At 37.5% G+C, this 22,332-nt stretch carries 23 protein-coding genes; 8 read left to right on the top strand and 15 right to left on the bottom strand.

The annotated features are described in order from the left end of the window. Position 1 precedes the first annotated feature (1 nt). The gene (locus H0184_RS20620; RefSeq protein WP_221827903.1) at positions 2–1,210 is read right to left on the bottom strand and encodes an MFS transporter; all 1,209 of its coding nucleotides are present in this window, start codon (positions 1,208–1,210) and stop codon (positions 2–4) included. A 317-nt stretch (positions 1,211–1,527) separates the two neighbouring features. Between H0184_RS20620 and H0184_RS20615 the strand changes: the two genes are divergently transcribed. Further along, positions 1,528–2,241: a cell wall hydrolase gene (locus H0184_RS20615; RefSeq protein ID WP_221827902.1), complete on the top strand. Its 714-nt coding sequence runs from the start codon at positions 1,528–1,530 to the stop codon at positions 2,239–2,241. Between the two features lie 40 nt (positions 2,242–2,281). On the opposite strand, the gene H0184_RS27790 is transcribed toward H0184_RS20615, so the two are convergent. After that, on the bottom strand, positions 2,282–2,416 hold the full coding sequence (locus H0184_RS27790; protein ID WP_260631701.1) for a hypothetical protein: 135 nt from the start codon (positions 2,414–2,416) through the stop codon (positions 2,282–2,284). Positions 2,417–2,702: 286 nt separating this feature from the next. On the opposite strand from H0184_RS27790, the gene H0184_RS20610 reads away from it, so the two are divergent. Further along, positions 2,703–3,539, top strand: coding sequence for an RMD1 family protein (locus tag H0184_RS20610; RefSeq protein ID WP_221827901.1), 837 nt, complete (start codon positions 2,703–2,705; stop codon positions 3,537–3,539). A 202-nt stretch (positions 3,540–3,741) separates the two neighbouring features. Here H0184_RS20610 and H0184_RS20605 read toward each other — a convergent pair whose 3' ends face one another. Together H0184_RS20605 and sda are read right to left on the bottom strand one after the other, a co-directional pair. Further along, positions 3,742–4,230 carry a GNAT family N-acetyltransferase gene (locus H0184_RS20605; RefSeq protein WP_221827900.1) on the bottom strand — a complete coding sequence of 163 codons (489 nt, stop codon included), beginning with the start codon at positions 4,228–4,230 and terminating at the stop codon, positions 3,742–3,744. A gap of 302 nt (positions 4,231–4,532) precedes the next feature. After that, positions 4,533–4,679 (bottom strand): sporulation histidine kinase inhibitor Sda, encoded by a 147-nt coding sequence (sda, locus tag H0184_RS20600; RefSeq protein WP_260631700.1) that lies wholly within the window; start codon positions 4,677–4,679, stop codon positions 4,533–4,535. A gap of 147 nt (positions 4,680–4,826) precedes the next feature. On the opposite strand from sda, the gene H0184_RS20595 reads away from it, so the two are divergent. Further along, complete coding sequence (locus H0184_RS20595; RefSeq protein ID WP_221827899.1) at positions 4,827–5,528, top strand: Na-translocating system protein MpsC family protein; 702 nt, start codon at positions 4,827–4,829, stop codon at positions 5,526–5,528. A gap of 59 nt (positions 5,529–5,587) precedes the next feature. Here the strand turns inward: H0184_RS20595 and H0184_RS20590 are convergent, their stop codons facing one another. The 6 genes from H0184_RS20590 to vanR form a co-directional block, all read right to left on the bottom strand. Then, positions 5,588–6,430, bottom strand: a complete 843-nt coding sequence (locus H0184_RS20590) for a P-loop NTPase family protein (protein WP_221827956.1) — start codon at positions 6,428–6,430, stop codon at positions 5,588–5,590. Between the two features lie 35 nt (positions 6,431–6,465). Next, complete coding sequence (locus H0184_RS20585; RefSeq protein ID WP_221827898.1) at positions 6,466–7,278, bottom strand: VOC family protein; 813 nt, start codon at positions 7,276–7,278, stop codon at positions 6,466–6,468. Positions 7,279–7,348: 70 nt separating this feature from the next. Continuing rightward, complete coding sequence (locus tag H0184_RS20580) at positions 7,349–8,089, bottom strand: TerC family protein (protein WP_221827897.1); 741 nt, start codon at positions 8,087–8,089, stop codon at positions 7,349–7,351. A 376-nt stretch (positions 8,090–8,465) separates the two neighbouring features. Further along, positions 8,466–9,326 (bottom strand): VanY-A/VanY-F/VanY-M family D-Ala-D-Ala carboxypeptidase, encoded by an 861-nt coding sequence (gene vanY, locus H0184_RS20575; RefSeq protein WP_221827954.1) that lies wholly within the window; start codon positions 9,324–9,326, stop codon positions 8,466–8,468. Positions 9,327–9,418: 92 nt separating this feature from the next. Further along, on the bottom strand, positions 9,419–10,534 hold the full coding sequence (locus H0184_RS20570; protein ID WP_221827896.1) for a sensor histidine kinase: 1,116 nt from the start codon (positions 10,532–10,534) through the stop codon (positions 9,419–9,421). Then, a complete protein-coding gene (gene vanR / locus H0184_RS20565; RefSeq protein ID WP_221827895.1) occupies positions 10,527–11,222 on the bottom strand; it encodes a vancomycin resistance response regulator transcription factor, VanR-F/VanR-M family in 696 nt (231 codons plus the stop codon). Before vanR ends, H0184_RS20570 begins: the two co-directional genes overlap by 8 nt. Before the next feature lie 205 nt (positions 11,223–11,427). Here vanR and H0184_RS20560 point away from each other — a divergent pair, with 205 nt between their 5' ends. Continuing rightward, positions 11,428–12,495, top strand: coding sequence for a sulfite oxidase (locus H0184_RS20560; RefSeq protein ID WP_221827894.1), 1,068 nt, complete (start codon positions 11,428–11,430; stop codon positions 12,493–12,495). 49 nt (positions 12,496–12,544) lie between these two features. Here the strand turns inward: H0184_RS20560 and H0184_RS20555 are convergent, their stop codons facing one another. After that, the gene (locus tag H0184_RS20555) at positions 12,545–13,696 is read right to left on the bottom strand and encodes a 3-phenylpropionate MFS transporter (protein ID WP_221827951.1); all 1,152 of its coding nucleotides are present in this window, start codon (positions 13,694–13,696) and stop codon (positions 12,545–12,547) included. 135 nt (positions 13,697–13,831) lie between these two features. Between H0184_RS20555 and yeiL the strand changes: the two genes are divergently transcribed. Both yeiL and H0184_RS20545 read left to right on the top strand, forming a co-directional pair. Continuing rightward, entirely contained in the window at positions 13,832–14,494 is a 663-nt protein-coding gene (gene yeiL / locus H0184_RS20550) for a transcriptional regulator YeiL (protein ID WP_221827893.1), read from the top strand. Between the two features lie 275 nt (positions 14,495–14,769). Continuing rightward, on the top strand, positions 14,770–15,246 hold the full coding sequence (locus H0184_RS20545; RefSeq protein WP_221827892.1) for a hypothetical protein: 477 nt from the start codon (positions 14,770–14,772) through the stop codon (positions 15,244–15,246). Positions 15,247–15,286: 40 nt separating this feature from the next. Here H0184_RS20545 and H0184_RS20540 read toward each other — a convergent pair whose 3' ends face one another. Further along, positions 15,287–15,757, bottom strand: a complete 471-nt coding sequence (locus tag H0184_RS20540) for a hypothetical protein (RefSeq protein WP_221827891.1) — start codon at positions 15,755–15,757, stop codon at positions 15,287–15,289. Between the two features lie 383 nt (positions 15,758–16,140). On the opposite strand from H0184_RS20540, the gene H0184_RS20535 reads away from it, so the two are divergent. Beyond that, positions 16,141–17,151, top strand: a complete 1,011-nt coding sequence (locus H0184_RS20535) for a 2-oxoacid:acceptor oxidoreductase family protein (RefSeq protein WP_221827890.1) — start codon at positions 16,141–16,143, stop codon at positions 17,149–17,151. Positions 17,152–17,168: 17 nt separating this feature from the next. Further along, positions 17,169–19,481 carry a thiamine pyrophosphate-dependent enzyme gene (locus H0184_RS20530; RefSeq protein WP_221827889.1) on the top strand — a complete coding sequence of 771 codons (2,313 nt, stop codon included), beginning with the start codon at positions 17,169–17,171 and terminating at the stop codon, positions 19,479–19,481. Between the two features lie 368 nt (positions 19,482–19,849). Here H0184_RS20530 and H0184_RS20525 read toward each other — a convergent pair whose 3' ends face one another. From H0184_RS20525 to H0184_RS20515, 3 genes are all read right to left on the bottom strand, one after another. After that, entirely contained in the window at positions 19,850–20,293 is a 444-nt protein-coding gene (locus tag H0184_RS20525; protein WP_221827888.1) for a hypothetical protein, read from the bottom strand. A 25-nt stretch (positions 20,294–20,318) separates the two neighbouring features. Next, the gene (locus tag H0184_RS20520) at positions 20,319–20,870 is read right to left on the bottom strand and encodes a DUF6155 family protein (protein ID WP_313771806.1); all 552 of its coding nucleotides are present in this window, start codon (positions 20,868–20,870) and stop codon (positions 20,319–20,321) included. Between the two features lie 200 nt (positions 20,871–21,070). After that, complete coding sequence (locus tag H0184_RS20515) at positions 21,071–22,324, bottom strand: MFS transporter (RefSeq protein WP_221827887.1); 1,254 nt, start codon at positions 22,322–22,324, stop codon at positions 21,071–21,073. Positions 22,325–22,332: the final 8 nt, after the last annotated feature.

Below are 22,332 nucleotides of genomic sequence, written 5' to 3'. Positions count from 1 at the left end.
TTTACTTTTCGGGTACGGCTTTCGTTTTAAGCCCGCGATTTAAATCATTTGCCTTCCAATAAGCCATACCTGTTGCACCGAGAAGTAAGAAACCAGTTACCACGAATACGGTTTGAACTGGAAAAAAACCACCAAGGATTCCTCCGATGATGGGGCCAATCATACCTCCTATTTGATTAGAGGTCTGGTGTAAACCAAAGGCCCGGCCGCGGAAATCTTTCGGTGTTGACCTTACCACCAGCCCGTTTAGTGCGGGGAATACGGCACAGAAAAAGATACCAAATATGAAACGGGTAATGGAAAATCCCCAAATATTGCTGAAAATAATTTGGGCAATGGTTCCGATTCCCCCGCCCATTAAGCCGATAAATAAGACCTTTTGGAAACCGGCCTTATCTGCCCATCTTCCCCACATTGGAGCAAAAATAACACTAGCGATACCGGGCAGTGAGAACACAATTCCCGCAAGTAACGAAGCATGCTCAGAAGAACCGCCAAGGTCCACAATATATAATGGCAGGACGGGTTCAATGGTCATAATTGAACCCGATGTAATCGCAGTTAAAGCGAGTACAAGCATCAAGGAACGATTAGAGGCTGCCATTTTAAAATCATTCATGATCGAGCCCTTCTCTTTACTGGGAGTGAAGTTCTCTTCCGTCACCCAAAAGATAACTAGGAGTGTCGAAATGAGCGCAAACATTCCTGCACTGCCAAACGCCACTCGGTTTCCCACTAAAGAAGCAATTCCTCCTCCTAACAGCGGTCCAACGATGCCACCGGAAGCAGAAGCGGAGGAAATCATTGAAAGAGCGTAACCTACTTTATTGCTGGGTGTATTGGTACCGACTAAGGCAATAGCACCAGGAATGAATCCACTTAACAAACCCTGCATAATCCGTAATCCTAATAGCTGGTATGGATTTGTAACAAAAGCAGTTAATGTATAGACTACAAAAAGAGCTAATCCAGCTCGGATTAACAATGGTTTTCTTCCATATTTATCTGCCACCCGTCCCCAGAACGGGGAAGCGATCGCTCCTGCAAAAAATGCAGCACTAAATAACAAGCCTGACCATACTTCTGTGTGTTCATGCACACCAATTTGAAGCAGGAAAATAGGCAAAAATGGGATAACCATGGAAAAACTTGCTGAAGTGAAAAAAACTCCTATCCATAATACCCACAAATTACGCTTCCAAACTAGCATGCAAATCCATCTCCAATATATTCATACATTTATTATGTTAATCGTATCACAATGTACAGTTATTTTCATTTCCGAAATATTAGATTATAGAAATACTTTCCAAAAACTCACTATCCGCCTTATTTCTTATACAAAATATTCCTCTATACCGTAAAAATGGGTTGATTATGACAGATTGCTAGGCATTATGTCACATTATTACCGCTACTGTAATGTTGTTCATGAAACTATAAAGAAATGTAACCTTATCGTTCTGTATAACGTGTCCCTGTCGATGTTAGTCTTATATCAGACAAAAACATCAGGAGGTAGCACACATGAAAAACACTTATTTCAAAAAAGTTGCGGTAGCTTGTGTAGCTACATTTGCATTTATCGGAATTCACAATCCAACAGTTGAAGCGATAACTGAATATCAAGTTGTAAATGTAGACAGCCTGGCTGAAATTGGACAAGCATATGCATATGGACCAATTATGTATGAAATGAATCAAGAATATAATGAATTTAATGATGAAAAAGAATTCATTCCAAATAAACAAGATCTTGTTGAAAAACGACCTCAAGAAGAAACAGAGGTTGGTGTAACAGCTGTAATAGAACCACAAACCTCAGAACCTGAAGTGGTTAACCCGCCAGAAGCCGAGACACCAGCGGTTTCCATCTCAAACGAGGAGAAAGATCTATTTGCGAGACTAGTAGAGGCAGAAGCAAAAGGTGAATCATATGAGGGAAAAGTAGCCGTTGCGACTGTGGTATTAAATCGGGTAGAATCACCTGAGTTTCCAAATACAGTAACAGAAGTTATTAATGAAGTTGTTGGTGAGGCATATGCATTTTCACCAGTACAAAATGGCGAGATCAATAATGCGGCATCAGATGAAGCAATTCGCGCAGTCGAAGAAGCTCTAACACGACAAGATCGCTTAAATGATTGTATTTATTTTTATAATCCAGAAATCGCAACTGATACTTGGATTACAACTCGCGAAGTAGTAAAGACAGTAGGAAATCATGTGTTTGCAAAATAGATGAAAGAGCCGTTTTGAAATTGACGGCTCTTTTTGCTTTTTATTTGTCCTTTTCGTATGCAATAACCACAACTTCTTTATTCGTTTTTTCACTTAATTTTTCTTCAAGTGATTTGAGCTCACTAACCAGATTTGACGACAAGTCTGCGGCGACATAGTCCTTTATCTCATCCATAATCATCTCTCCTTTATTTTATTATTTCGACTTTAAGGAGAAAGTATGACAAGGGATTTCAAAATATCCACTATCTCTAAATGGAAACAGCAGGTAGAGTTTTTTTCAGTCATGATATCTTTCCTCAATTTTTTTTCAGGCTGTATTTACTAGTATCAACCCCGTTCACTAGTACATCATAATTAATTCTCTATTATTTACACTTATCCTTCATTATTTCTCCTTCACAGCTCATATACTAATATATAGATGAAATAAAACAAAAATATTGAAATGAGTGGTGAATATGAGAGATTTAATCTTTAAAGCCTTTGCCATTACAAATGAAATAGATCTAAACAAAATCGCCGATCATTGTGGAATACCGAAGAAATTCACCTGGGAAGAACCATTAATTTTAAGAGGTGAAATTTTAAAATCAATCCTTTTGAAAAATGTAGACGAAACTCAGATGGTACTTGTTTTTTCTTTTGGCAGCATTGTCTTCATAAATCACTCCACTCCGAATGAGATAACTGCTTTATTGAACTACCTCCACTCCTTTGAGCCTGAAATTGACGTTAGTGGTGCTGACAGGTACAGCGATGATTACAGCTTACACGTTAAAGAAACCGAAAGCATCGAGCTGACGGACGAATATGTGGTCGTTCCTGAATATGAAAGCTACTATCCTGAATTAATTTCCACTGTACTGGCCAAATCGGTGGCATTGGAAAAGACGGAGGAACAGCTGGGGCATATTAATGATAAGCTGGAAACAATGATTGATCGATTAGAAAAGGGGAAGCTTCGAATCGGCAATAAGGAACTGGCGAGGACCACGGCAAAAATTATCCGTCATGAGTATAATACCCTTGCTTACATCATGATTCTTGATAAACCTGATATTACTTGGACAAGCAGTACTGCTGGGGACTTTTATGATCGGATGCATGAGTTTTTCGAATTAAATGACCGTTATAAAATCTTAAAAAGTAAAACGGAAATACTCTACAACATTATGGATGGATTTTCGACCATCAGTCACTCGATTCGCGGACTATTCGTTGAATGGATTATTGTCATTCTTATTCTTTTTGAAATTGTTTTATCTCTATTGGGAATAGCAGGACTCCTGCCATAAGCGAATGAAATCGGCCCCATATTCAACAATTAAATGGATTGTTAACATGGGTTCCTCGGGTTTATATAGCTGGGTACATTTTTTGTAAAAAGGAAACCGCCTCATTAATTAATCATAAAAAAAAGAACCCAGGTTATCGGGTTCAAGTTAATTGAATATTTTGCTTTTATCTCTATAAATCATTAACTCTCCTCCAATAGGCTTAAATCAACTTTTTACTCATGTTGTACCATGTTACGCCGCCATGCTCTGATTTCGAAACTCCCATGTTCCGGTACCCCAGATTCTCATAGAATCGGATTAAGTCCTCCTTGCAAGTCAAAGTTATACTTACACGTTTTTTTCCTGCTGCATGTTTTTCAAGGTGTGATAGTAATGCGGTTGCCACTCCTCGAGTTTGGAAATGAGGAGTCACCGCCACTCCTAAGACCGTTTGATGACCTCCGGATGGCGGATTTGGATTAATCCCATCGAATAAGTCATCTGTAATAAATTCTGTTTCAATTACTGGTCCGTTAACCAAACCTATAATCACACCATTCTCTTCCGCTACAAAGAAACTATCTGGAATATATTGTATTCGTTTTTTTAGCGCTCCTTCTGTAGCTGCTTCCTCTATTGGAAAGCAAATGTGTTCAATGATGACAATGTCAGGTAAATCCTTCATCGTTGCGTTACGTATTATTAACATTTCAAGCACTCCGTTTTTCAAAGGTATCATTCGTGGTCATCTTAAAAATTTCTCATTATATAGAATTATACAAAACTATTGATTGAGATATAAGGGGAAAAACGACATAATCAAAATAAGTGCAAGAAAAAAAAGCTAGACGCATGGTCTAGCTTTTTTTAAAAAGTGTAAGTAGTCAGACTATTTAATATTTTCGATGGAATAAGTGAAGAGCGAGAAGCCATTCGCCGTTCTTATTACTTTTACTTCTACGAATCATTTTTGAGGGTAAGTTTCATAGTATTTAAGTCAAAAAGCTATGGTTATACCATTCTTTCAACCTTATCTAATTGTATCCCTCTTCTAACTATTTCTTCTTCTAACAGTTTAATAAAATCTTCGTCTAACTTTAGATTTACAGCATTAAAATATGTGTCTATTAAAACTTTGTTGCTCATGCTTGAAAACATATCCTACTCCTCAAAGCGAATGGCTTTCTATCCCTTCACCTTCTTCCATTATATTTTTATTCCGAGTAACAAACCATGCTAATTATTTCCAGTAAAACGGGTATGCTAGTGGTAAATAACTAGTCACGGAAAAAGGAGTTCTCGAAAATGGAGTCACCCATTCATAAACAAACTGTTGAGTTAAGCAGCTATATTAGTAAGATACTGCGTGATTATTTTGGTAAAGGTCCAGAATCGGTGCATGTTTCATTAGGTAAAACCTTTATTATCGTCTATATTCGGAATTTCTTATCTCCAACAGAAAGAGTACTAATGAATCAAAAACAAGTGGAAAGTGTTCAACAAACTAGGGATTTAGTGATGCAAACGCTCATTCCTGAAATAAAAGCATATATAAAAATTGTTACCGGTATGGAGATACGAGAATTTTACTATGATTGGGGACTGCATAATAAATCCGCGATGTTTACAGGGATCTGCACAGATACAACGAGTATCGACTATCCCATTAATGAAGAGTTTACAGGAAAAGAAGAACTAATTAACGAGATAATTAATTTAAGCTCAGAATCTGAAAAGAAACCTGTAGAGATTTACGCATGCCAATTGAATCCCCGGTCAATCCTTGTTATCCGTAATGGAATCTTAGTAAGAATTGAAAAGCAATTAATCCGGCAAGGAATGCAGGAACAACTAAAACTTGCAAAGCGTACACTCGAAAAAGGACTGCTTCATAACAACAACCATTTTGAAGGAATTTTGGATACGACCGTTATTGATATTTTTGTCGATTGGGACTTTGATTTAGATAAGAGCGTCATCGTTTTGGTCACCAATCCATCAAGATAATTTATTATCAATGTAAAAAATCAGAGGCCATGTGCACTCTGATTCACAGCCTTACACTTTTAAAGTATTCTGAACATCTCCATGATTCCCTTTTTGTAGGAATCAATCTCAAATGAAGAATTATCAATTTTAAATTTTTCCATGTCTAATGCATTAAAAATCGAGGACTCTAATTGTTCTCGTGCTTCCAAAACAGCGATTGTTCCTTCGATTCCCTGAACATCATGTATTTTCCCGTAACCTTGGTTATTATAGTAATCCATAAATCCAGTAGACCATTCTTTTGGCCGTTCTTGCACAGCCTTCTTAAAGGAACGCGACAAATCTTGTTGGTCTACATAAAGTAGAACGGGATTCAACGGCTCAATAATAGCAGCTAATTGCTTTACATAATTCATGACAACTTCATGAGAGGCACCATATTTGATCATTCCGATGGTTACAGGGTTTTGGATAAAGCAGCATTCAAAAATATACGTTTGATTTTCTGTCATCGCCTGATCTACGAACCTTTGCCATTTATCGGTTATTAATTCAATGTTTTTTTCTAACGGCAGCTCATAGATATCATGATTCCAAATGTCATCCCAAAAAGAATCAGGTACCATTTTATCTGCCAAGTCTTGTTTTAGTTTATACTGGGGCAATATAAATCCACCACAGCGTTCAATTGCATGTTTTACTAAAATAGGCTTAAATTCTTTATACTGTTCCATAAGTTGGGCAAATTCAGTTTTTGAGTAGTAAGAACCTCCTTCATAATCGGCAGGATGTTCAACATTTCCCTCAAGATATAAACGTGTTTCAATTTTCAACTCTTTTAAAATATCATTTATTACTCCTGCTGTTGTGGATTTTCCTGAACCAGGCAATCCCTCTATTAAAATTAATTTTGTATTAATCATGTTAACAACACCTCTGATATAGAATAGTCTGGCTATTGAAAATGCCAATAGCCATTCAACAATTCAAAAATTCTGCTTTGGTTTGTCTTTGACAAGTTTACTAAAAAAGGTGTTTCTCCTCTGTCATATAAGACCTTTTCTGCTGGTCCTTTACCAAGTGGTGTGAAGAACAGCAGATTGGTGCCAGGTAATTTTAATGTTTGACAACTTGCCTGTAAGCCTTCGTCCCTGAACGCTTCACTTGGTGTTATATTTAATATCTTTCCCCAGGTATTTATCGTTTCTTCTAAATCCCTTACAACAAATCCGATACTTTCAAGTTTTGAATTTTCGCCAGAATGCCTACCTATCATTCCTTTTTCCTTAAAAGTAGACAATCTTTCTTCATCACTTTTTTCCCATTGGATGAAAAAAGGAAATGATAACTGTTTAGGTTGATCCTCGATGAAAAGAAGTGACCATCTTATCACTTCTCCACTTGTCGTTACACGTTGTCCTGGAAGCGGACCATAAACGGTATGTCCGTCTTGTTTTAGCTTTATAGCTAATTCGTGAATCTGATTTGTCCGAATGGCGATTTTAGCAGGTCCTTCACGGTTCTCTTGTGCGAGTTGCTCTACAATCTGGGTAATTAACCGATTCTCTTCATGCTGCTCAGCGATTGAAAGTGCTTCAATCCCTAAGAATTCTATATAACTTAAACCAAAATAACTAAGTGTATTGTAGGTTCCCCATGATTCATGACGGCCGCCATGCTCGACATGGAGTCCTTTTTCTGAAAGAGGTTGTATCACATCTTCAGGTTTATGATGGAACCAAACTAAGTGATCGAAAGAAAATTTCATATTACTCCCCCATTTCCAATAAAAAAATGGCTTGATATCGTTTCAAGCCATTTCTTTACGATAACATGTCTTACGTCGATTGTTCTGTTTTCTTCCCAGACAGGAACCAGCCGCCTAAAGCAATAAGAAGCATAACGGACCAAAAGATGGTGTTCCAAATCGGTCCCTCTACGAAATCATGTGGAATAATGTGTAATGCCGGATGTGCAAGAGTATGCATTAATAGCTTAACTCCCACCCAGCCAACGAGTAACATCGCTGCTGTTTCAAGGGTTGGACGTTGTGTCAAGACCTTAACAAAGAATCCTGCTGCAAACCGAATTACGATTAATCCAGCGATGGCACCAATTAAAATGACAATAAATTGTGCACCATCCATGCCGCCGATTTCGCCCATAGGTGTACCTGGTAACGCGATAACAAGTGCGACAGCAGCTAAAATGGAATCTACAGCAAAGGCAATATCAGCTAATGCGATTTGAGCAACAGTAGCTCGGTAGCTTTTTCCTGTTTTCTCTTTACCACCATGATCCTTCTTAAGCAAATGTTTTAATGCGATGAAAATTAAATATGCAGCACCAATCGCTTGTATCCACCAAACATGAAACAAAAACGAAATAATAAAGATGGCACCAATCCTAAAGATAAAGGCTAATAATAATCCTATATTAATTGCCTTTTTCTGTTGTTCAGCAGGTAAATGCTTTGCCATGATTGCTAGTACCAATGCATTATCCGCAGAAAGTAAGCCTTCTAACAAAATCAAAATAAGTAAAACCCATCCATACTCTAATAACAAAGAAAATTCCATTTTATCCTCCTAGCTAAGATTAAATCACAAGAATAGTATAAAATATGTTTATACCCATTTAATACTATTTTGTACCATAATGTTGATAAAAATTTCCATTATTTTTATCAAACAGGAAAATAAATACGGAAATTTCTTTAGTTATTAGAATAATAGCTCGCACAAATCTTGGAATTTCTCCCGGATAAGTAGATTTACTCTCACATAAAGGGAAATATCTCTCGGATAAATAGAATAACTCTCACATAAAGGAAATATCTCTCGGATAGCAAGATTTACTCCCACATAGCCAAAATTACTCTTGGATAACCAGGATTTACTCTCACATAGTGAAAAACACTCTCAGATAAGTGAATTTTTTCTATTTACATACGTATCATGATTTCTTTTCAGTCACAATTACTCCATCAATATTATTTCCTGAGATCTCATATTTGCTATTCTCTGGTACTTGTATTGAACTGTTTGCTTCAATGGGGTAATACGTAACTGTATATTCTTCTTCATTAACGATGGCCGTCAAATTCTTTTCTACTCTAAGATAGTCAATATATTCTTCTAAAGCTAAATTTTTTTCCTGTATGATTGCACTGTGCGGTAAACCTACATAACGGATATGCCATGGTTCATATTGAATACCAGTAACATGGGTTTTATCCTTTGGATAGCGTAAAATAAAACCGAATTTCCAAGCATTTTTTTCGATCCACTTGCCTTCAAGAGCCTCACTCATTTTCATTTGAGTTGAACCAACATCCAATGATAACCCTAGATTGTGTTCACTGTGTCCCGCTGGCAAGGCTAAGCTGGACCCCATTTGCTGATAAAGTACATTCTGCTCATCGAAGTCTCGAAATCCACTATTAATCGAAAAATGACGAACCCCTTCTTCTCCTGCAGTATCTATCATCTCAGAAAACGCATGGGCAACTTCTTCTGATAAGTAAATTTCATTGTCTAATAGCCCATATCCCTCTGTTAATTCCCTATGTTGAAATAAATTTACGACATCAGATTTTATACTCTCTTTATGAACAGGATGCTCATTGTTGACTAAAAGTAAATTTCCTTGATAAACGAGTTCCTTTCCGATTTCTACCAATTCAGTACTTTCATCTAATTTATGGTCTGGAACAAAATGTTTAATTTCTACTTTGTCATTAAAAAAGTCTAATCTATTTTCTACTGCAATTCCTATGCTTACTGCCACTAACAATAAAAATCCCCACTTTTTCATCTTCATATATCCTCCTATTTCTATCTTGGTACTAGAATAGGAAAAACTATTTAAATAAAAAGTGGGGTAAAGTTTAAATTTTTCTTAAGTTTTCAAGCAGAATGATCATTTTCCATGCTCTCTTGAGGTAAACGAACTTCAAATACCGTCTCAATTAAACTGCTTTCTACCGATATGCTCCCATTATGCTGCTCAACGATATTCTTCGCTATGAATAAACCTAGTCCTGTACTATTCTCTTGATGTGTACGCGCTTTATCACCAGTATAAAACATATCAAATATATGTGGAAGTTCATTTGGTGGAATGCTGTCTCCATAATTTACAATCTGAACAACGACTTCGCCTTTTTCTATAAAACCGTTAATATCGACATACTGACCATCAACGCCATACCGGTTTGCGTTGGTTAACAGGTTTTCAAATACACGTGCCAACAGTTCTCCATCTCCTAAAATAAATAGCGCGGGCAAAATATTGATACGAGCAATCAAATTATTTTTTTCAAAGACTGGATACATTTCTTCCTTCAATTGATATAGCAGGTCACTAACATTCAGCAGCTTTTTCTCAATATGTAACATTCCATAATTCATTCTCGTTATTTCAAATAATTCATCAATCAATCGCTCTAAACGCTGAGACTTTGTAAAGGCAATGGTTAAATAATGTTTGGCTTGTTCCTTCGTCAATTTTTCATCCTTAAGGATTAAATCCAAATATCCAATAACAGAGGTAAGCGGCGTACGTAAATCGTGGGCCAAATTGACGACTAACTTATCCCTGCTGCTTTCTGAAAAATCGCCTCTAAGAATCGCTTCTTCTAATGTTTCACTTGCGAGGTTAATGTCCTGTGCAATAGCACTAAATTCATCATTGGATTGAATCGTAACCCGCTGTTTAAAGTCTCCACGCGCGAGATTGTGAATTCCATTTGAAATTTCATTAAAATACGCAGTATACGGCTTAGTGAATAAATAGAAAAAAAGAATAGAAAGCGGAATAAATATCATTAGGAAGAAGTTTATGTCACCCATTGTGCTCATATATTTCCTGAGCAGGGACAGCGGATCGTCCCACTCTACCCAATTGTGATAATACCATTGAAGTCCCTTATAAATAATGAATGTTATGGTAGCTGCTGACAACATACTTAAGCCAAATAAAAGCACCATTCTAGAACGGAAACTTCGTGCGATTTTAACCATTGAATGTATACCCGACTCCCCACACCGTTTTGATTAATTTGTTTTTCCGTTTATCTTCTTCAAGTTTTTTCCGCAGCGTACGTATATGGACCATTACCGTATTAGCCCCTTCATAATATGCTTCTCCCCATACCTGTTGAAAAATATTTTCCACACTGAATACTTTCTTTGGCTGCTTGGCTAGTAAATATAAAATATCAAATTCCTTTGGCGTCAGGTCGATGGTCTCTCCATATAAAGTAACAGACCGCTGTTCAGGAGAAATAATCAATCCGCCAAATTCCAAGCCGGAAGTAAGATTCACTTTAGGTTGATTCAATTTAATAAACCGGCGCAGATGTGCATTTACGCGGGCAACCAATTCAATGGGAGTGAAGGGTTTCGTCATGTAATCGTCTGCCCCAATCACGAGCCCGTGAACCTTATCAAAATCAGATGTTTTTGCACTCAAAAAAATAATCGGCATATTGTGTTGTTCACGAACTTGACGAGTTACTTCATACCCATCCAATTTAGGCATCATGATATCCAGAATCACTAAATCAATCGATTGAGTCTGGATTATATGTAAGGCTTCTTCCCCATCTAATGCTTTAAAAACACGGTATCCTTCCTTTTCTAAATGGATGGCAATTAAATTTGCAATTTCTTCTTCATCGTCTGCAACTAAAATCGATATACTTTTCATTCATACACTCCTATTACATTCCATTCATAAGAAATTATAATCGATTGTTTTAAGGTAAGGAAGTTTTAACATATTTACTTCCAAGACACTTCACTATAATCCAGCTTCTATTTATTTTTCTTCCAACACTTTAAACGATTAACAGCCTATTTCATCTACAAAAATCATACACTATTTTTGGCTGCTATTTTGAAAGGAGGAAATTATGACTGACCCAAAACAACATGTTGTAAAACCTTATTTAATAACACGCAGGTTGAATCCCGAGAATCAAGAAACACCTATTCATTTCATTCAGGATGATACTATCCAAACCACTTTATTTTACCGACGCAATCACTTTTCTTATCCAAAGCTTACCTATTCAAACTACTTTATTCCAATAAATGGTTTGGTTTCTACCCCCATCCTGCTTTCTATACAAAATATCTTCCAATTACCCGCTAAAACCTTAGAGGTTGTCCTTGAATGTTCAGGGAATAAGCGCAGTCTATTCGAGCCAAAAGTGTTTGGTGAGCAATGGGAAAAGGGTGCTATGAGCCAAGGTGTTTGGAAAGGTGTTCCCTTACGAACTCTGCTTGAAATCACGGGTATAAAAGAAGAAGCGAAAGAAGTGGTCATAGAAGGATATGATGTTGGAAAAAGAACTGACTCAGACAAAGAGATTTCCTATTCCCGAAGTTTACCATTAGAGAAGGCGTTACACCCAGATACCATTATTGCTTATGAATATAATAATCAACCACTATCCTTTAAACACGGATTTCCGTTCAGATTAATAGTTCCATCTTGGTATGGGATGGCATCTGTTAAATGGATTAAGCAAATAAGTGTGATCGGTTCTCATTTTACTGGACCTTTCCAGGACATTGATTATATCTACTACCCAAATATGGATAATGATGATGGTGCATTTCCTGTCACCGCAATCAATGTAAATTCTACTATACAAAAACCGTTAGATATGGCTAGTTTAAATACTGGTAAACATGAATTACGAGGCATTGCTTGGACGGGTAAAGGCCACATAACAAAGGTAGAAATTAGTATGGATAACGGAAACACATGGTCCGAGGCGAAAGTAACTCATCTCAATTCGGTCTACAAATGGGTTCCTTGGACATTTGAATGGAATGCAGCCGAGAAAGACGCTTATACCATTATGTCTAAAGCAACAGATTCTTATGGTCAAACGCAGCCCCTCAACCCATTTTGGAATAGAAAAGGTTATGGGTATAACGCAGTTGATCGAATTAAGGTAAAGGTCGAATAGTTTTTTATAAAAAAATACCTCCCGTTAAAAGTAATGGGAGGTAACCTTGTTAATATTGATACTTCTTTCTTGTTGTTAACAAAATGAATATCGCTGGAACCGTACAAATAATCATAGATAAAAATGAGAGTGTTGGAGAAATTTCGTATAAAAAGCCGCCTATCAGTGTTAAAACAGCTGTGCTAAAGCTTAAGGCAAGTGCTGAATAAATTCCTTGTGCATTTGGAATTTGCTGTTTAGGCAAGTTTTTTGTGATATAAAGCATAAATGCATAATGAGCTACACCAAACGACAATGCATGCAAGCTTTGTGAAATCATAAATATCCACACGTTAGGAAACAAAAATACGAGGACCCAGCGTAAAGTAGATCCAGAAGCTGCAAGAATGAATAAAGATGAAGGCTTCCATTTTTTAAACATGTGATCAGCCTTCAAAAAGTAAATAATCTCGAAAATCACGGCAATATTAATGATCATTCCGATATAAAATTGATTCACACCTAAATCCTGCAAGTAGATATAGCCATAATTATAATAGGAAGCATGGGCGCCTTGCAGCAAAATGACAACCAATAAAACAATCGGGAAACTTTTTGTCTGCCATAAACTTTTGAATGTAAGTGACTCCCTGCGGTCCTTCATAGTTGGCTTTACCGCTAATACTGCGGGTGTTGGCAACAGGCGCATGCATAACATTAAACAAAGCCCTATTATCATGCTGCTTAGAATAGCTTTTTCCCCAAAGTACCCCGTTACGACACTAATGATGAGCACCGAAACAATAAATCCCATAGAACCATATGAACGACTTTTACCATAATGTACGTCACCTTGTTGGACCAAGCTGCCTGCTGCTGTATCCAGAGCTGGAAGAAGCGGTGGTAAAACAGCACTAAACATAATCGTTACTATAAAAAGTGTGATAAAAGAGGTAGATGGTATATACAGAATCGCAGTCACGAGTGAGCTGCCTGTCAGAACAAAAATAACGGTTTGACTGCTCATAAACTTTGATGCCAGTGGAAAAGCAAAAAGCGATGATGCCCCACGTGCTATTAAGCCAAACCCCATGATGATACTGGCATTGGCTACGCTAAGTCCTTTTGCCTGGACAAGCCATCCAGTCCAATAAGGTAAAAATATTCCCCAAGTTAAGAAAAATACAAAAAAATTCAGTGACATCCACTGTTGATTACTCATTGCTAATTTTTTTGGTTTTGACAATTGTTTAAGAGTTTGTTGGTTATTCAAGATAATCCCTCCGTATCCATTGCATCATAGCATGTAAACAAATACAATTATATGAGATATCTCATATTTTTGGCGGAGGAAGAAATGCAATTTTTAATCGATCAAATGCGAAGTTTTTATATTGAAAAATACCCAATTGAATCACTCTTTTCGTTTCCCATTACTCCGTATCTCCAAGTTGTTCAGTTTGAACGAGGTGAATTCATCTTTAAAGAAGGCTCCTATCCAGACTATATGTACTACCTTGTCGAAGGGAAGGCAAAATTATATGTTACACAAAAAAATGGTAAAGTGTCACTCCTCAATTTCTTACACGCTCCTGCCTTCATGGGCGAAATTGAATTATTAAATGAGGAACGTTATACAAGAGGAATTCAAACGGCAACACAAGTCATTTGCCTTGCTATCCCAATTCAGGCCTGTAAGGATAAACTATTACAGGATGCTACTTTCTTAAAATATTTATGTATTTTATTAAGTAAAAAACAGACGATGATGACATCTAGATACGCACAGGATCAGGCATTTCCCCTGATTAACCGGCTTGCTGCCTTTATTCTTATGTCAGCAGACCATGATTTATACAAGGAAAAACACACGGAGGTATGTGAATATCTGGGAGTCTCATACCGTCATCTCCTTCATGTTATAGCACAATTATGCGATGCAGATATAATTGAAAAACAATCAAGGTGCTACAAGATTCGAGACAAAAAACGTCTGCAAGAACTGGCAAAAGAAGTCTAATTTCCTATTAGTAGTGTTTTTTATGGTCTTTTGTTGTTGTGACCATTTTGCTAGTTTCATCTATGTGTTTTGGTCACCAAGCAGCGTGTTGTGACCACTTTGACAGGTTCATCTATGAGCTTTGGTCACTAGGGTCCATGTTGTGACCACTTTGACTGTTTCATCTATGGATTTTGGTCGGCTGGGTTAACTATTAACTGGAGCAATTTAATTAAATGATATGGATAATTGTGGTAAAGTTAGGATGTATCTAATTTATTATTCAGGGTGATTATATGAAAAAATCAAATAAGAAAATCATTCTTTTTTTTACCACATACATACTGCTAATGGTGTCAATGATTGCAGCAGTTTCGTTGATAGACTATAAGCCTAGTAAGTCTCCAGTAGAAATTCCTAATACTACCTTTAAACAAGAATTAGAAAAACACGAAAAAAAAGTTGAAGCAAGACAAGAAGAAAAGAAAAACCGCTGGAATATAACGAATGAAATGGTATTGATTGCGGTCTCCATTGGGGCATTGCTGGACGTTATCATCGTTTATATTTGGGTAAAAAGAGAAAACCGGAAGATGGATGCTAAGGAAAAATCTTCGAAAAAGAGATGGCGTGATTCGAAAATTTTCTGGAATATTGTTGCGATGGGTGTCATTCAACCCAGAGAAAATAAATACGTCATTAATTGGTTTAATATGATTGGAGCAGGTATCCTCCTTCATTTCTTTTTATATTTTTTCCTTAGTGAGTCTTGACAAAGAAGGGGGATGGCATTGGCCAACCCCTTAGATTTTTCTATAGGTCTCTCAATATATCATCAACAGTTATTTTCATTGAATAGATCACTGTTTTTTTATAGTGCACAGCTAAAAGAAGGACTCTTATTTGCTGAGATCGTGTTAACTGCTTAAAACGAGGCTCTTGCTTTAAAAAAGAACGGACAATGGTCCAGCTTGAAGGCATAAGCGGAAAATCATCCAGCGGTTGTTTCCTGCGAAAGCGATTAAACCATGATAGGGTTCCGGAAGGAGTACTTTTATCGACGATACAAGGAGCATAAATACTTTTCGTGTGTTTTCGAAGGGATTCATACCTCTCCTGTCCACTTATGATCGTATAGCTGTTATCCTTCCGATTTTTTCTGACAACCAAAACAAACATACAGTCCCACATTAATCGTTGAAGCTTTTTGATATGCTCTGTAATCTTCAATGAAGTATCAGTTTTTATTTTGTTTAGTGGTATATATTGTATCGTAAATTTCACAAACATCCCCTCCTGTTACTATAAATTCTTACCTTAGGAAGTCATCACAACAGGCTTGGATACATATTCAGTTTCAAGACTGATCACCATAAACAATTATATGTGTGAACTGGGCACAAGTGACCTATAGACATTCCTCCGATTTGTTAATACCTCCCCTTGTTAGTTGTTGTATAACATAAGTTTATCTGTTATATATCACTAATATATACTCTAAATAAGTAATCTCTCTGTTAAACCAACTCCAAATGAGTTCATATCTCTCCTTGCCAAAAATCTGTTGTATTTGTTTTCATGTCCTGTTACAATTAAAATAATTTAATATATAGAATATTTATAATATTCTATACAGCACTCCGTTTTTATAGATAGGAGGAATATCTTTGTCAAAATTGCCAAAAACAAATGAATTAGGTTTTTTTGAAATCCGCCTTGAGTCTATTGGCGGGTTAGGAGCGAATCTGGCTGGTAAAATGCTATCTGAGGATGGAGTGGTTGGAAACGGACTAAATGGAGTCGGTTTTTCATCATACGGTTCAGAGAAAAAAGGTTCCCCAGTAAAAGCCCATATACGGTTTTGCGAGCCAGAAACAAACATTCGAGACACGACACCTATAGAACGCCCTCATGTTGTCGGCATTTTCCATGATGCCCTATTTAAAACCATCGACTGTACAAGCGGGATCTATCCTGACAGCACCATCCTAGTAAACTCACAAAAATCCCCTGATGAACTTAAAAATCAAATGAAAATTGCTGGCGGAACCATTGCCATCATTGATGCTACTGGTATTGCTCTAGAAGAACAAACAAAAGCCAACACCGCAATGCTGGGTGCGCTATACCGTATCTTAGACTTTTTAGATCCTGAGTCAATGAAACAGACGATTCGTCGAACATTTGAGAAGAAATATCCCCACCTGGTTGAGCCAAATATTCGGACGTTCGACCGTGGATTTAATGAAGTAGAATTTAAAACTTACCTTCTAGATGCTGGAGTCGAAGCCAAACCTTTTTCAAGGCCAGAACCTGTTCTTGGATATGAAACCCAGGCCATTGGCGGAATGATCCTCAACCCAGGTAACAGCATGTTAAAGGACTTAAGTATTTCACGCGCCGGTATGCTCCCACATTTTCATGAGGAAAAATGTATTAATTGTGCGGCCTGTGATACAGCATGTCCGGATTTTTGCTTTGTATGGGAAGAAAAACCAGATAAAAAAGGCCGCCCGCAAATGTTTCTCAGTGGTATTGACTATCAATATTGCAAAGGCTGTTTAAAGTGTGTAACCGCCTGTCCTGTGGAAGCGCTATCAGGAGAACGAGAATATAATGACGGGTATGCGGACAAACACCGCGTGCCGCATCTTTTTGATTTAATCACTCAAAACTAAGGAAAGGACGGGATCTTATGTCCATTGAAATAAACCAGGAAAAGCTTAATACTGAAAAAGAAACTGTAGAACAAAGTTTTGTATTCGAATCAGGCAATGAAATGGCTGCCTACGCGGCACATCAAATCAATTATCATGTAATGGGATACTTCCCTATTTCTCCTTCTACTGAGGTAGCTCAATTCCTTGATGGGATGAAGTCTAGAGGTGAACATGATATCGTTTTGATTCCTGCAGATGGTGAACATGGTTCTGCAGGAATCTGTTACGGAGCTTCCACTGGCGGCGGACGAGTTTTTAATGCTACCAGTGCTAACGGATTTCTCTATATGCTAGAACAGCTTCCTGTTCAATCCGGAACACGGTTTCCAATGGTATTAAATTTAGTAAACCGCTCTGTTTCTGGTCCATTAAATATCCATGGTGATCATTCTGATTTATATTTCGGTTTGAATACTGGATGGCCAATCTTGATGGCCCGTGATCCTCAAATTGTTTATGATATGAACATTATTGCTATTAAACTAGCAGAAGATCCAGCAGTCAGACTTCCGGTCATCGTTTCTTTCGACGGGTACTTTACTTCCCACCAAAAACGTCGTGTTCAGGTGATAAAAAATAGAAGTGATGTCCAGAAATTTATCGGAGAGCCGAATACAAGCTTCCCACATGCGTTAGACCGTGAGAATCCAGTTACCATCGGTCCATATATGAATGAACCTGATTATATTAACAATTGTTATCAGCAATCAGAAGCAATGTATAATGCAGAAGCTGTTTTTGAGCGAATCTCGAAAGAATATGCTGATTTAACTGGCCGTGAGTATCCAATCCTTGATTTATATCGCATGGAGGATGCGGAAGTAGCAGTATTTATGTTAAATTCTGCTGCTGAGGTTTGTAAGGACGTGGTCGACCGTCTACGTTTAAAAGGGATTAAAGCGGGCGTCATTTCACCAAATATGATCCGTCCCTTCCCTCAAAAGCAATTAGCAGAAGCCTTAAAAAACGTAAAAGCTGTTACCGTCGGCGACCGTGCAGATTCTTACGGGGCACATGGCGGCAACATGGCACTTGAATTAAGAGCTGCGCTGCAAACAGTTGGCAATGCTCATACAAAAGTGATTAACCGTATCTATGGTTTAGGCGGTAAGGACTTTTATGCAGATGACGCTGAACACTTTTTCCATTTAGCAATTGAAGCTGCAGAAAAAGGGTTTGCAGAGAAGCAATTCGATTACTTTGGGCATAACCCTGGTAATCCAGAATTTGCAGCTAAACGCGTACTTAATCCGATGAAAAAAGAAGATTTGAATTCGGGCTTAATCACCGTTACTCCTGATGAAAAAACAGGCGAGCTAAAAGTAAAAATACCGCCATTAAGGAGTTTAACGAAAAAGCCAAAACGACTTGCATCTGGACATGGTGCCTGCCCAGGCTGCGGGATTTTCTCTGGTCTGGAATTGTTTTTTAAAGGAATTGAAGGAGATATCGTCGCATTATTCCATACAGGTTGTGCGATGGTTGTAACCACCGGGTTCCCTTATAGCTCTCATAAAGCAACCTATATTCATAACCTATTCCAAAATGGATCTGCTACCCTTTCCGGTCTTGTAGAAATGTTCCATGAAAGAAAGAGACGCGGTGAGTTAGCAGAATTAGGATTGAATGATGACTTTACTTTCGTAATGGTCACAGGCGATGGCGGTATGGACATCGGCATGGGTCCTGCAATTGGAACAGCTTTACGTAACCATAAAATGATCATCCTTGAGTATGATAATGAAGGGTACATGAATACAGGCAGTCAGCTCTCCTATTCTACTCCAATGGGACATATGACAAGCACGTCAAATATCGGCGGCTTTCAAAACGGAAAACCATTCCATCACAAGGATACCGCTCAAATCATGGCTGCCACGCACATCCCATATGTATTCACGGGAACCGAGGCCTTTGACCGTGACCTATTAAAGAAAGCGGCGAAAGCACAGTGGTATGCGAACAATGAAGGCTTGGTATATGGGAAGATTCTGATCACCTGCCCATTGAACTGGAAATCAAAAGATGAATTAGGCCAAACAATTGTTGAGGCTGCTGTTAACTCCTGCTTCTTCCCTCTTTATGAAGTGGAACACGGGATTACAACGGTTACGTATAACCCTGAGGAGAAAAAGAAACGATTAGCCGTTTCTGAGTGGTTGAAGCTTATGGGTAAAACAAAACATTTGCTCAATGAAAACAGCAAGGACATGCTGGAAATGTTTGATAAAGAAGTGGATCGCCGTTGGAATATGCTTAAGGCGAAACATGAAAGTCCTTATCTATAAAAGATTGAATCCCAAGTGCTGGAATAGCACTTGGGATTTTAGTTATTTGTATGATTGTTACGAGAATTTATTCAAACTCTGATTTTGGAGCACAATACCTAGTTGATTGTGACCAAAGTTCTTCATTCCTCAAATTTGGGTCACAATTCCCTATTAATTCTTACCCAAAACTCGCTATCCACTGATTTTGGGCATAATCCTTTTTTAATTCTTACCCAAATTCCAATCTCTACTAATTTCCGGTCACAATCCTTTTCTAGATTATTGAAAAGTGTTCTTTGAGGTGGTATTTCCTCTTATCAACACCAATTTTAGATATTAACAGGTTTTATTAAAGAGTTTATTTAATAGAAATCCATCGACCAGTACTAAAATGGTAAATCTCCATCATCTATGAGGATTGGAAAATTGTTTTGATATTTGGGGTGCTTAGTTATTTCTTCCTCTGATTCTAGTTCTTCTTTTGTAATTCCGTATGGAACACCATTTGAAGTATATCCTGCGATGAAGTAAAAAGTATCATCTTCATAATTCTCCACTACTTCTTTTCGTTTTCTATTTTCTTTTTGTTTTTGCCTAGCTATTAATGTTTGCTGGACTTGCTTTTTGTACGACTGTTTAAATTTATAACCCAATATTTCCAGCTCTGTAATTGCACATACTAAGTCTACACCAAACCAATTACTATAACCTTTTGCAATACTTTTCCCATCATACTGCTCTGTCCATTTTTTTGCATTTTGAAGTCGAGCTTTACGGTTATAACGTTTCCGTCTAGGCGTATTACTTGAATTTTTCTTACTTTTCGCCATACTTTATCCCACTCTTTTACATAAATTATTCCTCATCATCCTCTTCATCAATAACCCATCCAATCGTATAATAGGAATCCCATAAAGCTTCCTGAAATCCCCAGCCTTCAGGTGCTTCGGTCACAACGTTATATAATCTAGCAGAAAACGCCTTATACAATTCTTCATCCCAGTCGCATTCTTCAGCAACCTGATCAAACATTTTAATCATACTAGTGTAAAAACCTTCAGAAATATCCCCAAAAGAATTAGTAAATTCAACACCCTGCTCCACGTAAAAAAGCATAAGGTCAACAGTTCGTTTTTGATCATTGGTTGCCTTCTTAAAAGCATTAATTTCCTTTTTTGCCTCGGCCAATCGAAGTTTCCCATCTCCCCGATCTGGAAAAAATTCATTCTCTACCTTTTTTCGAGCCTGAGCAAACAGAGCCTCAATTGCTTCATCACCTAAAAATTTACTAGACAAGAAGTTTTGAACATCCTTATTATTCTTATACATTTCTACTATTAATTCAACTAACTCTTTTTGGTCATACTGTTTTAACTGTTTCTTTAAATCAGACACTTTGATTTTCACAATAATCCCCCACATTACCACTCTTTGTATTTACCATTGAATATAGAAGTACTATTAAATTATACAAAAAAATTTTTAGGGGTGGTAATTGAAATATGAACAATTATGAATAGTTCAGGACCAATACTTTCCTTATTGTTTCGCCAACCAATATATTCTTTCCCTTCAACTAAAAAAGGCAACCAAAATAGTCGCCTCGTTTACAAGATTTCATTTCTCTTCTTCAAATACCGATACAAAATAATACTAAAAATAGAACATAATACCCCACAGACCCCAATGAAGATAAATCCTGCTTGGAATCCTCTCATTAAGCCCATTTCGGTTCCTAGTAAACTGGTAAACCATCTTTTGAAAAATTCAATCAGCGCACCTAAGAATAAGTTGCTGATGACGACCACGATCCCCATAATGGTTACGGTGACGGTAATTGCAGCGTCAATTCCATTGGGATATCTTTTAGCCAGCAGAGCCATTACCGTCGGATAAACGGGTGCAATTCCAAACCCAGCAGCCGCATATAACCAAACCCCTGATGGGCCTAATAATGTGGCCAAAATGGTTGCAATCCCAGCGAGACCGGAAAAGACAATGATAGAAATCATAAATCCTATTTTGTCGGTTACAAATCCTAGAAGTAGCCTTCCCACCATAAAACAGAGAAAAAATATGGATAGCATACCAGACACCGCTGTAGAACTCCATTGGAAAGATCTCTCTAGAAAGTTAACAAGCCAGCCAGCAATTGAAAGCTCTACGATAACTCCGAACGATAGAATAATAATAATCAGCCAAGCTACCCGATCTCTTAAGAACATTTTAATAGGCAGGCGCTCGTGAGTAGTTGTTTTATCAACTGGAAGTGTACTAAAAAATGCTGGGATCATGGGGATGATACATAAGGAAAGCATGAGTAAATACATTCCCTGCCAGCCAAGCTCTCGACTCCCGATAAACGACATACCCATTAAACCCGCTGCCATTAAAGGGGCAGCCGTTGAACTAAGTCCATAAAAGAAATGCGATAGGTTCATCATAAAGCCCGTATTTTTTGTAAAAATCCTCGCAGCTAAAATGGCCAACGCAATTTCTAACATACCGTTACCTAAATACATAATGAAATAAGAAACGGAAAAAATGGCAAAATTACTAGAAAAGTAAATAAGAACACCTGATATCGCCATTGTTCCAAAGGCTATTAGACTCGTAAGCTTAATACCCGCTTTGGATGAAAAAGCACCCGTAAAGCTGCAAGCGATTAAAAACCCAATGGAATTAATGGCTAATAGAAAACCAACCTGCAGCTCATCGATTCCATAATCAATTTGCATTTGAGGAATTGCTGGTCCCTTAATATTTTCAGATAACCCAAAAACTAGATATCCTAGAAAAATAACAAAAAACGAAAGGGGTATATATTTCTTTACTGGTTGTGTTTGTGGTAATGTTTGCATAGTATAGA

The organism is Neobacillus niacini (assembly GCF_019749295.1).
Lineage (GTDB): Bacteria > Bacillota > Bacilli > Bacillales > Cytobacillaceae > Neobacillus > Neobacillus niacini_D.
The sequence above is the reverse complement of the archived record's forward strand: the minus strand, read 5'-3'. Positions and strand labels throughout refer to the sequence as shown.